At 58.1% G+C, this 13,166-nt stretch carries 16 protein-coding genes and 1 pseudogene; 15 read left to right on the top strand and 2 right to left on the bottom strand.

Annotated elements, in window-relative coordinates:
* The first annotated feature begins 80 nt into the window (after positions 1 to 80).
* Positions 81 to 196: pseudogene (locus tag HMPREF1024_RS31420) on the top strand (hypothetical protein).
* 330 nt (positions 197 to 526) lie between these two features.
* Here HMPREF1024_RS31420 and yjgA read toward each other — a convergent pair.
* On the bottom strand, positions 527 to 1,078 hold the full coding sequence (gene yjgA, locus HMPREF1024_RS06400; protein WP_004186686.1) for a ribosome biogenesis factor YjgA: 552 nt from the start codon (positions 1,076 to 1,078) through the stop codon (positions 527 to 529).
* Positions 1,079 to 1,173: 95 nt separating this feature from the next.
* Here yjgA and pmbA point away from each other — a divergent pair, with 95 nt between their 5' ends.
* From pmbA to HMPREF1024_RS06470, 14 genes are all read left to right on the top strand, one after another.
* Positions 1,174 to 2,526 (top strand): metalloprotease PmbA, encoded by a 1,353-nt coding sequence (gene pmbA / locus HMPREF1024_RS06405; RefSeq protein WP_004152265.1) that lies wholly within the window; start codon positions 1,174 to 1,176, stop codon positions 2,524 to 2,526.
* A gap of 36 nt (positions 2,527 to 2,562) precedes the next feature.
* Complete coding sequence (gene cybC, locus HMPREF1024_RS06410) at positions 2,563 to 2,949, top strand: cytochrome b562 (RefSeq protein WP_002886893.1); 387 nt, start codon at positions 2,563 to 2,565, stop codon at positions 2,947 to 2,949.
* A gap of 289 nt (positions 2,950 to 3,238) precedes the next feature.
* Positions 3,239 to 3,577: a PRD domain-containing protein gene (locus tag HMPREF1024_RS06415; RefSeq protein ID WP_002886894.1), complete on the top strand. Its 339-nt coding sequence runs from the start codon at positions 3,239 to 3,241 to the stop codon at positions 3,575 to 3,577.
* 10 nt (positions 3,578 to 3,587) lie between these two features.
* The gene (locus tag HMPREF1024_RS06420) at positions 3,588 to 3,950 is read left to right on the top strand and encodes an SFCGS family glycine-rich protein (protein ID WP_002886895.1); all 363 of its coding nucleotides are present in this window, start codon (positions 3,588 to 3,590) and stop codon (positions 3,948 to 3,950) included.
* A gap of 2 nt (positions 3,951 to 3,952) precedes the next feature.
* Positions 3,953 to 4,252, top strand: coding sequence for a DUF4312 family protein (locus tag HMPREF1024_RS06425; protein ID WP_002886896.1), 300 nt, complete (start codon positions 3,953 to 3,955; stop codon positions 4,250 to 4,252).
* 21 nt (positions 4,253 to 4,273) lie between these two features.
* A complete protein-coding gene (locus tag HMPREF1024_RS06430; RefSeq protein ID WP_002886897.1) occupies positions 4,274 to 5,050 on the top strand; it encodes a DUF4311 domain-containing protein in 777 nt (258 codons plus the stop codon).
* 13 nt (positions 5,051 to 5,063) lie between these two features.
* Positions 5,064 to 5,708, top strand: a complete 645-nt coding sequence (locus HMPREF1024_RS06435) for a DUF4310 family protein (RefSeq protein ID WP_004152267.1) — start codon at positions 5,064 to 5,066, stop codon at positions 5,706 to 5,708.
* 105 nt (positions 5,709 to 5,813) lie between these two features.
* Positions 5,814 to 6,947: an amidohydrolase/deacetylase family metallohydrolase gene (locus HMPREF1024_RS06440; RefSeq protein ID WP_009309315.1), complete on the top strand. Its 1,134-nt coding sequence runs from the start codon at positions 5,814 to 5,816 to the stop codon at positions 6,945 to 6,947.
* Positions 6,931 to 8,049 (top strand): DgaE family pyridoxal phosphate-dependent ammonia lyase, encoded by a 1,119-nt coding sequence (locus HMPREF1024_RS06445; RefSeq protein WP_009309314.1) that lies wholly within the window; start codon positions 6,931 to 6,933, stop codon positions 8,047 to 8,049. Before HMPREF1024_RS06440 ends, HMPREF1024_RS06445 begins: the two co-directional genes overlap by 17 nt.
* Positions 8,046 to 8,786: a KDGP aldolase family protein gene (locus HMPREF1024_RS06450; protein WP_009309313.1), complete on the top strand. Its 741-nt coding sequence runs from the start codon at positions 8,046 to 8,048 to the stop codon at positions 8,784 to 8,786. Before HMPREF1024_RS06445 ends, HMPREF1024_RS06450 begins: the two co-directional genes overlap by 4 nt.
* Before the next feature lie 66 nt (positions 8,787 to 8,852).
* Positions 8,853 to 10,007 (top strand): lactonase family protein, encoded by a 1,155-nt coding sequence (locus tag HMPREF1024_RS06455; RefSeq protein WP_009309312.1) that lies wholly within the window; start codon positions 8,853 to 8,855, stop codon positions 10,005 to 10,007.
* 22 nt (positions 10,008 to 10,029) lie between these two features.
* Positions 10,030 to 11,940 carry a transcription antiterminator gene (locus HMPREF1024_RS06460; protein ID WP_009309311.1) on the top strand — a complete coding sequence of 637 codons (1,911 nt, stop codon included), beginning with the start codon at positions 10,030 to 10,032 and terminating at the stop codon, positions 11,938 to 11,940.
* Between the two features lie 77 nt (positions 11,941 to 12,017).
* The gene (locus HMPREF1024_RS06465; protein ID WP_009309310.1) at positions 12,018 to 12,260 is read left to right on the top strand and encodes a type II toxin-antitoxin system RelB/DinJ family antitoxin; all 243 of its coding nucleotides are present in this window, start codon (positions 12,018 to 12,020) and stop codon (positions 12,258 to 12,260) included.
* Positions 12,250 to 12,534 carry a type II toxin-antitoxin system RelE/ParE family toxin gene (locus HMPREF1024_RS06470; RefSeq protein WP_009309309.1) on the top strand — a complete coding sequence of 95 codons (285 nt, stop codon included), beginning with the start codon at positions 12,250 to 12,252 and terminating at the stop codon, positions 12,532 to 12,534. The genes HMPREF1024_RS06465 and HMPREF1024_RS06470 overlap by 11 nt, the downstream gene beginning before the upstream one ends.
* 3 nt (positions 12,535 to 12,537) lie before the next feature.
* Here the strand turns inward: HMPREF1024_RS06470 and nrdG are convergent, their stop codons facing one another.
* A complete protein-coding gene (nrdG, locus tag HMPREF1024_RS06475) occupies positions 12,538 to 13,002 on the bottom strand; it encodes an anaerobic ribonucleoside-triphosphate reductase-activating protein (protein WP_004192393.1) in 465 nt (154 codons plus the stop codon).
* Between the last annotated feature and the right edge of the window lie 164 nt (positions 13,003 to 13,166).

Raw genomic sequence — 13,166 nt, 5'->3', positions numbered from 1 at the left:
TTTTTATGATGTTAAATGAGATGAAAGTCGTATTATTTTGCTGAGTAATACGTATTTATCACCAGGATATGTGATCAATATTGTTTTCAGCTTTAACGATTCAGCTTGGCAGCAAGGCAATAAACAAACGTATCGTCGTGTGGATGAGGGGATTCAGGCGATGCGACGGGAATCCCCCTGCTGGCGCAAGCCTTAGAGCTGGGGTGAAGGTAGGCCGGATAAGGCGTAGCCGCCATCCGGAACAATGACGGGAACGGAGCCTGGTACAGCTTGCCCGGCGGCGCTGCGCTTGCGCGGGCCTACGGTGTTGCGTAACCGTTTGATATACAGGGCTCCGTAGGCCGGATAAGGCGTTAGCCGCCATCCGGCACAATGACGGGAACGGAGTCCGGTACAGCTTGCCCGGCGGCGCTGCGCTTGCGCGGGCCTACGGTGTTGAGTAACCGTTTGATATAGGGAACCGTAGCCCGGATAAGGCGCAGCGCGCCGCCATCCGGGAGACTATTGCGGGCAAAAACAGCGGGACTTAGCCTTCGTTTTCCGCCAGTTCACGCAGATACTGGAAGATCAGGCGCGCCGATTTCGGCGGCTTGTTGCCTTCTTTCTCTTTCTTCGCATTGCGGATCAGCGAACGCAGCTGCTGACGGTCAGCCTCTGGCCACAGGTTCAGTACTTCAGCGACGGCGTCATCCCCGTCGTCAATCAGTCGATCGCGGATCTGCTCCAGCTTGTGGAACAGCGCAACCTGCTGGTTGTGACGGTTTTTCAGCTTGTCCAGCGCCTGACGAATCGGATCGACATCGCGGTTGCGCAGCATCTTGCCGATAAGCTGCAGCTGGCGGCGGCGACCCTCTTTTTTGATTCGCTGGGCGAGTTCGATGGCGTCGCGCAGGTCGGTATCCAGCGGAATTTTATCCAGCGCGTTTTTCCCCAGGTCAACGAGTTCCGCGCCAAGACGCTTCAGTTCTTCCGCGTCGCGCTTAATTTCACTCTTACTGACCCAGATGATTTCATCATCTTCATCTTCAACGTCATCACCGGGCACGTCGTCGAGCCAGTCTTCGGGCTGCTTTGTCATCTCAGGCTCCTTAAAAAAAGAGGCTAATGTTACCAGTTAAGGCGCGCACTGAAAAACGGTTCTCTGTTAGACTTCAGTTAACTCCTTCTTACATTATGGCATTAGCAATGAAAGTCATCTCTCAAGTTGCACAGCAGCGTAAGACGCTGGAAGAAGCCGTTACCACGGCACTGGAACTGGCGGCAGGTAAATCTGATGGTGCGGAAGTTTCCGTCAGCAAAACCACGGGCATCGGCGTCAGCACCCGCTATGGCGAAGTGGAGAATGTAGAATTCAACAGCGATGGGGCATTAGGCATCACGGTTTACCATCAGAACCGCAAGGGCAGTGCCTCCTCCACCGATCTTAGCCCGGACGCTATCGCCCGCACCGTGCAGGCGGCGCTGGATATCGCCCGCTATACCTCCCCGGACCCGTTTGCCGGCGTAGCCGATAAAGATCTGCTGGCCTTTGACGCCCCGGATCTGGACCTGTTCCACCCGGCGGAGGTCTCCCCGGACGACGCTATCGAACTGGCCGCCCGCGCGGAGCAAGCGGCCCTGAAGGCCGATAAACGCATCACCAACACCGAAGGCGGCAGCTTTAACAGCCACTACGGCATTAAAGTGTTCGGCAACAGCCATGGCATGCTGCAGAGCTACTGCTCGACTCGCCACTCCCTCTCCAGCTGCGTCATTGCGGAAGATGACGGCGATATGGAGCGCGACTACGCGTACACCATTGGCCGGGCGATCGAGGATCTGCAGTCCCCGGAATGGGTCGGGGAAGAGTGCGCCCGCCGCACCCTGTCGCGCCTGGCGCCGCGTAAGCTGTCGACCATGAAGGCGCCGGTCATTTTCGCCAACGAAGTGGCGACCGGGTTGTTTGGTCACCTGGTCGGAGCGATTGCCGGCGGCGCGGTCTACCGTAAATCGACCTTCCTGCTCGATTCGCTGGGCAAACAAATTTTGCCGGAGTGGCTAACCATTGAAGAGCATCCGCACCTGCTGAAAGGGCTGGCCTCCACGCCGTTCGACAGCGAAGGCGTGCGCACCGAACGTCGCGATATCGTCAAAGACGGCGTGCTGACCCAGTGGCTGCTGACCAATTACTCAGCGCGCAAGCTGGGGATGAAAAGCACCGGCCACGCCGGGGGCATCCACAACTGGCGCATTAACGGCCGCGGCCTGAGTTTTGCAAAGATGCTTAAAGAGATGGGCACCGGTCTTGTGGTTACCGAACTGATGGGGCAGGGTGTCAGTGGCGTCACCGGCGACTACTCACGCGGCGCATCCGGCTTCTGGGTAGAAAACGGCGAAATTCAATATCCTGTCAGTGAGATCACCATTGCAGGAAATCTGAAAGAAATGTGGCGTAATATCGTGACCATTGGCGATGATATTGAAACGCGCAGCAACATTCAGTGCGGTTCTGTGCTGCTGCCGGAGATGAAAATCGCCGGGCAATAACACCTGTTTGCTTAAATAATAAAAAGGAAGTGAGCAATGCGTAAAAAACTGTTAGCGATGCTGGCTGTCTCTGCTTTTGCGCTCGGTTCAGCGTCGGCCTTCGCCGACCTGGGCGAAGACATGGACACTCTGGCAGAAAACCTGCAAGTGGTACAGAAGACCTCCGACGCCGGCGAGCTGAAAGCGGCGCTGAATAAGATGCGTACCGCCGCGGTCGATGCTCAGAAAGAGACCCCGCCGAAGCTGGAAGGCAAAGCGGCCGACAGCGCTGAGATGAAAGATTACCGTCACGGTCTGGATATTCTGATCGGCCAGATCGACGGTGCGCTGAAGCTGGCGAACGAAGGCAAGGTGAAAGAGGCGCAGGCCGCCGCGGAGGAGTTTAAAACCACCCGCAATACCTATCATAAGAAGTACCGCTAACCGTTCTTTTCGGGAGGCATCAGCCGATGCCTCCCACCTGAAAGCCTACCTGTATCACATTTTTCCCTTTTCTTTTTCCGGTCTTTCTGCGGTCGTTTTCCGCTAAACCTCGCTCATTGTTGTGATGCGCATCACGTCATATCGCCTGTTTTTACATTTATCCGGCGAATATGTGGAGTCGATCACCTAAGCCTTCTCCCTTTCCACTTCGAAGTGGAAAACAACTCGCTACAAACTCCTGACCCCCGGCGCTACCTTGATTTCCAGAGACATCAGCGGGGTAACACAAGTGAATAACGGAGCGGTAATAAACGACGTAGGGGAGCAGGCGGCGCAGACCGAACGCCTGGCTGACAAGATGTTACAGCAGGTATTCGCCCTGTTAAGCCGTCACGACATCGTCCCTAACGACGTTCAGGAGCAAATGCTGACTTCCCACGTGCGGGCCATGGCCCACCGGTCAATCAGCGGCGAACCGCTACCGGAAGTGGATGCCAGTCTGTTCGAAGAAATTTCTGAAGATTCAATGATGCTGGCCCGCGAAGTGGTCGCACAGTTCGGCAACCTGCCTGATGAAGAGGCCTGGCTGCTCTCCGTCCACTTCGAAGTCGCGAAAGATAACCTGTAAGGAGCAAAACATGGAACAAATCACCGTAGTCATTGGCGACCGTCTGGGTAAAGGCCAAAAAGTCGCCGCAGGCGCTGAAAAAGCGGGCGCACGTGCTGTGGTCGTCCCTGGCGTTGCGGCCGACATGAAGCTTGGCGACATAATGAAAGCGGAAAACGCCACCTTCGGCATCTCCTTCTGCGGCAGCGGCGGCGCCGGCGCCATCACCGCCCAGACCAAATACGGCTACAAAGCAAAATATGGCATGCGCTCTATTGATGAGGGCGTCACCGCTATCAACGAAGGCTGCAACGTGCTGGGCTTCGGCTTTATGGATAAAGAAGAGCTGGGCGAGCGGCTGGTCGAAGCCTGGAAAAAGAAATACGGCGCATAAGTATGAAAGAGCAATTCACCACCACGGTGAGGGTTGCCGGCAAAGGCGAAAGCAAATCACGGGCCTTCGCCGATGCCCTGAACCATGTGCAGGCTGCGGTGATGAAATCATCCTCGCGCATCCTACTGCGTATTGAGCCACAGGACGTGACGGTTGTTCATGCGCGCGAAGCGGTACGAAAAGAGGCGTTTCTGTTCTTCTTTTTGCGCCGTGAACGACGGACCTACAGCGTGGAGCTGGACGTCACCGTCAATGTGACCGCCATCGATCTCGATAAAGTGGATTTCGTCACGCAAACCTGATTGTTAGCAAAAGGTCTGACTATGTTCCTGATAATTTTAATAAAATCGCTTATCATCGGCGGCCTGGTCGGCGTCGGCGTGGGCGCCGGAGCGGCACGCATGTTTCATGCCCCCACCACGCAGGGGATGGGGGCGTTTCGAACCCTGGGCGAGCTGAATTCCTGTGAGGGCGATCCGGCCTCCCACTTCTCCTTTGGCCTTGGCTTCTTCTTTAACGCCTGGGCCTCTTCCGTTGCAGCAGGCTCCTTCACCCAGGATGTTGACCACCGCATTATACCCAACTGGGGCGCGGCGGCGCTGATGCTGAAAAATCGTAACGTCGGCGAAACGCTGCACGATCCGAAAAAAATGGCCATCTCCTGCGGCATCATCGGCATGATTGTCGTCGCCTTCCTCAACCTGACCGCCTCGTCCGTACCGGAAGCGCTGCAGGTGACCGCCGTTAAGGTACTGGTGCCGGCGGCAAACCTGCTGGTAAACACCGTGATGCCGGTGATCTTCTGGCTGGCGGCGATCGATGCCGGTAAAAAATCAGGCTTCTGGGCGACGATTTTCGGCGGCGCCGCGCAGCTGATTATGGGTAACGCCGTACCGGGTCTGGTGCTGGGGATCCTGATCGGTAAAGGCGTCGAAGAGAGCGGCTGGAACCGGGTGACTAAAGTGATGATGGTGGCCATCGTCGCGCTGTTTGTCCTCAGCGGCTTCTTCCGTGGCTTCGACATGAAGATGATCGAATCCTTCCATCTGACCGTGCCGAACTGGCTGGACATGATCCACAACTCACTCAGCGGCAAGTAACGGGAGCCGGATAATGGAACAGAATAAAGGTTTTTGGTATGCCGACTGGTCGTTCCCGATCTTTGTTGGCCTGCTCTCCTCCGGCGTCTTCGCCGGGACCCACATGTACTACCTGTACGGCATCGGCGCCTTTAACGAAGTGGCCTTCGTGGCGATGCTGAAGTCGGGGATTGATACCGGCGTTTACGGCGCGGTGGCGGCGTTTGGCGCCAGCTTCCTTTTCGCCCGCATCATCGAAGGGTCGCTGGTAGGGATCCTCGATATCGGCGGCGCGATACAGACCGGTATCGGTCTTGGCGTGCCGGCGCTGCTGCTCGGCGCGGGCTTTGTCTTCCCGGTGGCGAACTTCGCCGCGTCGCTGGTCACCGGTCTGGTCCTCGGCCTGGCGGTGGGCTATATCATCATTCTGGCGCGTAAGTTCACCATCAACCAGAGCGATTCCACCTACGGCGCCGACGTGATGATGGGGGCCGGTAACGCCTCCGGCCGCTTCCTTGGTCCCTTGATCATCCTCAGCGCAATGACCGCCTCGATTCCTATCGGGATTGGCTCGCTGGTTGGCGCACTGCTGTTCTACATCTGGCAGAAACCGATCACCGGCGGCGCCATCCTCGGGGCGATGATCCTCGGTTCCATCTTCCCGGTGGCGATTAGCTAAGCGCCCGATGGCGCTGCGCTTATCGGGCCTACAAGCCAGCGCGGTTTGTAGGCCGGATAAGGCGGTACGCCGCCATCCGTACACTCTTTTCATCAGGAGATAGCTATGTTTGATTTACTCCTGCGCCGCGCGCGCCTCGTCGACGATACCCTGACTGATATCGCCATTCAGGACGGGAAAATCGCGGCGCTGGGCGAGATTAGCGCGCCCTCCCGTAAAACCATTGAGCTGAACGGCAAGGTTTACGTCAGCGCTGGCTGGATTGACTCTCACGTTCACTGCTACCCGAATTCACCGATTTATCACGATGAGCCGGATAGCGTCGGCATCGCCACCGGCGTCACCACCGTGATCGATGCCGGCAGCACCGGCGCCGACGACGTCGATGACTTCTATCAACTGACCCGTAAAGCGGCGACGGAAGTTTATGCGCTGCTCAACATCTCCCGCGTCGGGCTGATTGCGCAGAATGAGCTGGCCAATATGGCCAATATCGACGCCGCCGCGGTGAAGCAGGCGGTGCAGCGTCATCCCGACTTTATCGTCGGCCTGAAGGCGCGGATGAGCAGCAGCGTGGTGGGCGAAAACGGCATTACGCCGCTGGCGCGCGCCAAGGCCATTCAGCAGGAAAACGACGATCTGCCGCTGATGGTGCACATCGGCAATAACCCGCCGAACCTCGATGAAATCGCCGATCTGCTGAGCAGCGGCGACATCATTACCCACTGCTATAACGGCAAGCCGAACCGCATTCTGAATCCTGCCGGCGAGCTGCGCAGCTCTATTACTCGCGCTCTGCAGCGCGGCGTGCGTCTCGATGTCGGCCATGGCACCGCCAGCTTCAGCTTTGAGGTGGCGCGGCGGGCGATTGCGCTGGGCATTCTGCCGCACACCATTAGCTCCGATATTTACTGCCGCAACCGGATCGACGGCCCGGTGCGCTCGCTGGCGCTGGTGATGTCGAAATTCCTCGCCATCGGCATGACGCTGCCGCAGGTGATTGACTGCGTGACCGTCAGCGCCGCAGAAGGGCTGCGCCTGTCGCGTAAAGGGCGGCTGGAAGTGGGCTTCGACGCCGATTTAACGCTATTTCGCCTGGAGCACCGGCCCTCGCTGCTGGTGGATGCCGAAAAAGAGAGCCTGCAGGCTGTCAACATTCTGGTGCCGCTGGCCGCGATCCGCGCGGGCAAAGGCTATCTGACCGAACAAGGGAGCGCGGAACATGCCTTCGATTTTTGAGAAATACCATTTAAAACAGGTGATTAATACTTCTGGCCGCATGACGGCGCTGGGCGTTTCCACACCGCGCCCGGAAGTGGTGGAAGCCGCGATGGCCGGTATGAACCAGTACTTTGAAATGAAAGACCTGGTGAATAAAACCGGCGAGTACATCGCCAAACTATTGGATGTGGAAGGGGCGACCGTTGTCTCCTGCGCATCGGCGGGGATTGCCCAGTCGGTAGCGGCGGTGCTGGTGAAAGACAGCGACTGGCTGCTGGAGAATCTGCACGTTACGCCGATTGAGAATAACGAAATCGTGTTGCCGAAGGGCCACAACGTCAACTTCGGCGCGCCGGTTGGCACCATGGTGGCGTTGGGCGGCGGTAAGCTGGTGGAAGCGGGCTACGCCAACGAATGTTCTGCCCAGCAGCTGGCGGCGGCGATCACTCCGCGCACCGCGGCGATTCTGTACATCAAATCCCACCACTGCGTGCAGAAAAGCATGCTCAACGTGGCGCAGGCCGCGGAAGTGGCGCGCCAGCATAACTTGCCGCTGATCGTCGATGCGGCGGCGGAAGAAGATCTGCAGTGCTACTACCGCATGGGCGCCGACCTGGTTATCTACAGCGGCGCGAAAGCGATTGAAGGGCCGACCAGCGGGCTGGTGATCGGCAAAACGCAGTACGTCGAGTGGGTTAAGCGCCAGTCGATGGGCATTGGCCGGGCGATGAAAGTGGGTAAAGAGGGCATTCTCGGCCTGACCTGCGCCATTGAACACTACCTGACGGCGAGCAAAGAGAGCGGTCAGCAGATGGTGGACAAGATGACGCCGTTTATCGAACAGCTCAATACTCTCAACGGCGTGACCGCGCGGGTGGTGTGGGACAGCGCGGGCCGCGATATCGCCCGCGCCGAAATTAAATTTGATGAAGCCGCGACCGGCGTGAAGACCGGCGATCTGGTTAACGCGCTGAAGCAGGGCGAATACGCCATCTACTTCCGCGGCTATAAAGCGAATGAAGGCATTATCGAAGCCGATGTCCGCAGCGTAAACGCGGAGCAGCTGGCGGTGGTCGCTCGCCGCATCGCAGAAGTTCTGAATAAGGAGAAACAAGCATGAAACTGACCCCAAACTTTTACCGTGACCGCGTGTGCCTGAACGTCCTGGCGGGCAGCAAAGACAACGCCCGTGAAATTTACGACGCGGCGGAAGGTCACGTCCTGGTCGGCGTGCTCTCCAAAAACTATCCGGACGTCGCCAGCGCGGTGGCCGATATGCGCGACTACGCGAAGCTTATTGATAACGCGCTCTCCGTCGGGCTGGGGGCAGGCGATCCAAACCAGTCGGCGATGGTGAGCGAGATTTCTCGCCAGGTGCAGCCGCAGCACGTCAACCAGGTCTTCACCGGCGTGGCTACCAGCCGCGCGCTGCTCGGGCAGAACGAGACGGTGGTCAACGGCCTGGTCTCTCCCACCGGTACGCCGGGAATGGTTAAGATCTCCACCGGCCCGCTGAGCAACGGCGCGGCGGATGGCATTGTTCCGCTGGAAACCGCCATCGCGCTGCTGAAAGACATGGGCGGCAGCTCAATCAAATACTTCCCGATGGGCGGCCTGAAGCACCGCGCCGAATTCGAAGCCGTCGCTAAAGCCTGCGCCGCGCACGATTTCTGGCTCGAGCCGACCGGCGGTATCGATCTGGAAAACTACAGCGAGATCCTGAAAATCGCCCTCGATGCCGGGGTAAGCAAAATCATCCCGCATATTTACAGCTCGATTATCGATAAAGCCAGCGGTAACACCCGCCCGGCCGATGTTCGCCAGCTGCTGGAGATGACCAAACAGTTAGTGAAGTAGTGCCCTTGCCCCTCACCCTCAAAGGGTGAGGGGCAGCTTATCCCACTGAACCATCAAGGAGTTGCTATGCCTGTCGCTCGTCATCTGCTTGTCGCTTCACTGTCCCTGTTTGCCGCCGCCGCGGGCGCCGCGCAAACCCACTATGCCTGGGTAGGCACCTATAACCCCAATGGCGAAGGTCTGTATCGCTTTACCGTCGATGCCAAAACCGGCGCCCTGCGCGATAAGACGCTGGTGAGCTCGTTGCCGAACGTCGCGCAGTTAACCGTGTCGCGCGATGGCAAAACGCTGTATGCCGCCAGTGAAGTCGAAAAAGGCGTGGTGCAGGCGTGGCGCATTGAAAAGAACGGCGAGCTGACCGCGCTCAATCAGGTCGCCTCCGGCGGCGCCGGGCCGGTGTATCTCTCCCTGACGCCGGACGGTAAGCATCTGCTGGTGGCTAACTATGTCAGCGGCAGTATCGCCGTGCTACCGGTGCAAGAAGATGGTAGCCTGGCTGAGGCGGTGGACAGGCATCAGGATGAAGGCCCGGCAGGCGCCGAACGCCCGGCGGCGGCCGTCGAGGGCAGCTTCGCCATCAGCGATCACAATGGCCCTCACGCCCATATGATCGCCGCGGATCCCAGTGGGAAGTTTGTTTACTCCACCGATCTGGGGCTGGATCGGATCTATCAGTATCGGCTGGATAGCGCCAGCGGCAAGCTGACGCCGAACGATCCGCCGTTTATCGCCGCCTCGTCGCCGGGAGCCGGCCCGCGCCACTTCGTCTTTACGCCACAGGGCGACGGCCTGTGGCTGATTAACGAGGAAGCGTCGACGCTGACCTTCTATCATCTGGATAAGCAAAGCGGCCTGCTGCGTGAAGGCAAAACTGTCTCCGCGCTGCCGGAAGGGTATAAAGGCACCAGCTTTGCCGCCGGACTTGTGTTGAGCAACGATGGCAAACAGCTATATGTCGCCAACCGCCTGCATAACAGCATTGCCCACTTCACGGTGCTGGCCGACGGCAGCCTGAGTCACCAGGAAGATATCTGGACGCGTGGCGATTATCCCCGCACCCTGACGCTGGATAATCAGGGGCAGTGGCTGTACGTCATGAACCAGCGTAGCGATAATATTACCCGCTTCAGCGTGGCGCCGAAGGATGGCAAATTAACCTTTGCCTCCGACTATACGCCGGTCGGTAGCCCATCGCAGATGGTGATATCCGCCCAACCCTGAGCCGTAATTACAAGGAACTGACATGCGATTTCCCAACCAACGCTTAGCGCAACTCTTCACCCTGCTGCGAAATGAAACGCTGCCGCAGGATGAGCTGGCGCAACGCCTGTCGGTTTCCACCCGTACCGTGCGCGCCGATATTACCGCCCTGAATACGCTGCTGGCGCAGTATGGCGCGCAGTTTATCCTTAACCGCGGCAGCGGTTATCAGCTGAAGATAGATAATCCGACGAGTTTCCAGGCGCTGGAGGAGACCGCGCCGAAGGCGCAGCACGTGCCGCGTACCGCCCAGGATCGCATCACGTTTCTGCTGGTGCGTTTCCTGACCTCGGCATTCTCCATCAAGCTGGAAGACCTGGCGGATGAGTGGTTCGTCAGCCGCGCCACGTTGCAAAATGACATGGTTGAGGTGCGCGAGCGCTTCCAGCGCTATCAGCTGACTCTTGAAACCCGCCCGCGCCACGGCATGAAGCTGTTCGGCAGCGAGGTGTCAATTCTCGCCTGCCTGACCGACCTGCTGTGGGAGCTGACCCAGCAAGGCGATATCGCGCCGCCGATCGGCGCCGAGGCCTTTGCGGAGGAGGTGCCAGCGCTGCTGGAGCCGGTGCTGCAGGAGACGCTCACGCGGCATCATATTCGCCTCACCGACGCCGGCGAGCGCTTTGTCTGCCTGTATGGCGCGGTGGTGGTGCGCCGCGTCAGCGAAGGCTACCCGCTGGCCGAATTCAGCGCTGAAGATGTGGCGCAGAACGTCCGCGACGCCGCGCGCGAGCTGACGGGTGAGCTGCAGCGGCTGGCCGGGAAACCTTTATCGCCCGCCGAAGAAGAGTGGCTATGCGTGCATATCGCGGCCCGTCAGGTGCAGGATGTCGATCCGGAAACTATCAGCGCCGACGATGATGAAGCGCTGGTCAATTACATCCTGCGCTACATCAACAGCCAGTATAACTACAACCTGCTGGACGACGCCCAGCTGCATGCCGATCTGCTGACCCACATTAAAACCATGATTACCCGGGTGCGCTACCAGATCATGATCCCCAATCCGCTGCTGGATAACATCAAACAGCACTACCCGATGGCCTGGGATATGACCCTGGCCGCGGTCTCCAGTTGGGGGAAATATACTCCGTACACCATCAGCGAAAACGAAATCGGCTTTCTGGTACTGCATATCGGCGTTGGGCTGGAGCGCCACTACAACATCGGCTACCAGCGTCAGCCGCAGGTGCTGCTGGTGTGCGATACCAGCAATGCGATGGTACGGATGATCGAGGCGATCCTGCAGCGTAAATATTCGCAGCTGGAGATCGCCGCTACCATCTCCCAGCGCGAGTACGAACAGCGGGACGCGATCGAGGCGGATTTCGTTATCTCAACGGTGCGGATCGGCGAAAAAGACAAGCCGGTGGTGACCATCGCGCCGTTCCCCACCGACTATCAGCTGGATCAAATCGGCAAGCTGGTGCTGGTGGACCGTACCCGTCCGTGGATGCTGAATAAGTACTTCGATGCCGCCCACTTCCGGGTGGTGGATAAGCCGATGGATCAGCAAACGCTGTTCGCCGAGCTGTGCCAGCAGCTGCTGGAGGAAAGCTTTGTCGATGCGGAGTTTCATGCTTCGGTGGTGGAACGTGAAGCGATCGTCAGCACCATGTTGGGGGATGGCATTGCGCTGCCGCACTCCCTGGGGCTGCTGGCGAAAAAGACGGTGGTTTATACCGTTATCGCCCCGCAGGGCATCGCCTGGGGCGACGAAACCGCCCATCTCATCTTCCTGCTCGCTATCAGCAAGCGCGAGTATGAGGAGGCGATGGCGATCTACGATATTTTCGTGACTTTCCTGCGCGAGCGCGCCATGAGTCGCCTCGCCGCGACCCGCAGCTTCGATGAGTTTAAAACGGTGGCGATGGAGTGCGTCAGCCGGTTTTGAGAGGCGTTTTCCAGATACGAGTGTAATTCAAATGTAATGCTATACTGCATTACAAAATTCCCTTTTCTGGAGGCATAATGGCCACGCTCAATGTTCGACTGGACGATAAACTCAAAAAAGAGGCTTATGCCGTGCTGGAGAAACTCGATATGACACCAACGGAGGCGGTACGCCTGCTGTTTCAATACATTGCGGAAAATGGCCGCATGCCGGTGAAAAGTATGACCATCAGTGATGGCGAAGCGGCGTTATTACGCACCGTTCGCGAACGGCTGGAAAACCCACGGCCAGGGGTTAAGGTGAGTCTGCATGACCTATGAACTGGAGTTTGATCCACGAGCCTGGCGCGAATGGCAGAAGCCTGGCGAGACGGTCAAAAAACAGTTCAAAAATAAGCTCCAGCAGATTGTGCAGAATCTGCGAATTGAGTCGGCCAGGCTGAGCGATTTACCGGATTGCTACAAAATCAAGCTTAAGGCGTCAGGTTATCGGTTGGTGTATCAAGTACGAGATAGTGTGGTGGTGGTTTACGTTATTGCCATTGGCAAAAGAGAGAAAGCGGCCGTTTATCATCAGGCGAATAAACGGCTCTAAACGCTATCGCAAATGATGTACGACCTGGTTGCTGCTGCCGCGCCAGATCAGCGCCGGATCTTTCAAATCCTGCACAAACTTACCGTCAACCAGCACGTTAATCAGGTTCACCACCTGCATTTGCGCCTCATTCAGCTCATCAAGTTTATAGCCGGTCCAGACCCAGATATCTTTGCCGGGGCATTCGGCGCGCACGCGCTGAACCAGTTTGATGATCTCCGCGACGTTCTGCGGATGCAGCGGATCGCCGCCGGAGAGCGAAAGCCCCTGGCGTTTGATGCGGGTGTCGTTGAGGTCGGCGATGATACGGTCGGCCATCTCAGCGGTAAACGGCATACCGGAGTTCACCCGCCAGGTGCTTTTGTTGTAGCAGCCGGGGCACTCGTGGACGCAGCCGGAGACAAACAGGGTGCAGCGGGTGCCGGGGCCGTTGACAATATCTACCGGGTAGTACTGATGGTAATTCATTTTTCGCTTCTCAATTAACGCCATAGCCGCGTTGGCTGCGCTCGCTCACCCCAGTCACGTACTGAATGTACGCTCCCGGGGATTCCCTCGTTTGCCGCCTTGCTCTGACGCTAATTGCTTTGCGAAAACGGAGGTGCTGTGCATTTGTAAAGGGAACGGCTCCC

The organism is Klebsiella sp. 4_1_44FAA, from assembly GCF_000238715.1.
GTDB lineage: Bacteria > Pseudomonadota > Gammaproteobacteria > Enterobacterales > Enterobacteriaceae > Klebsiella > Klebsiella pneumoniae.
This window is presented reverse-complemented; position numbering and strand designations above follow the sequence as displayed.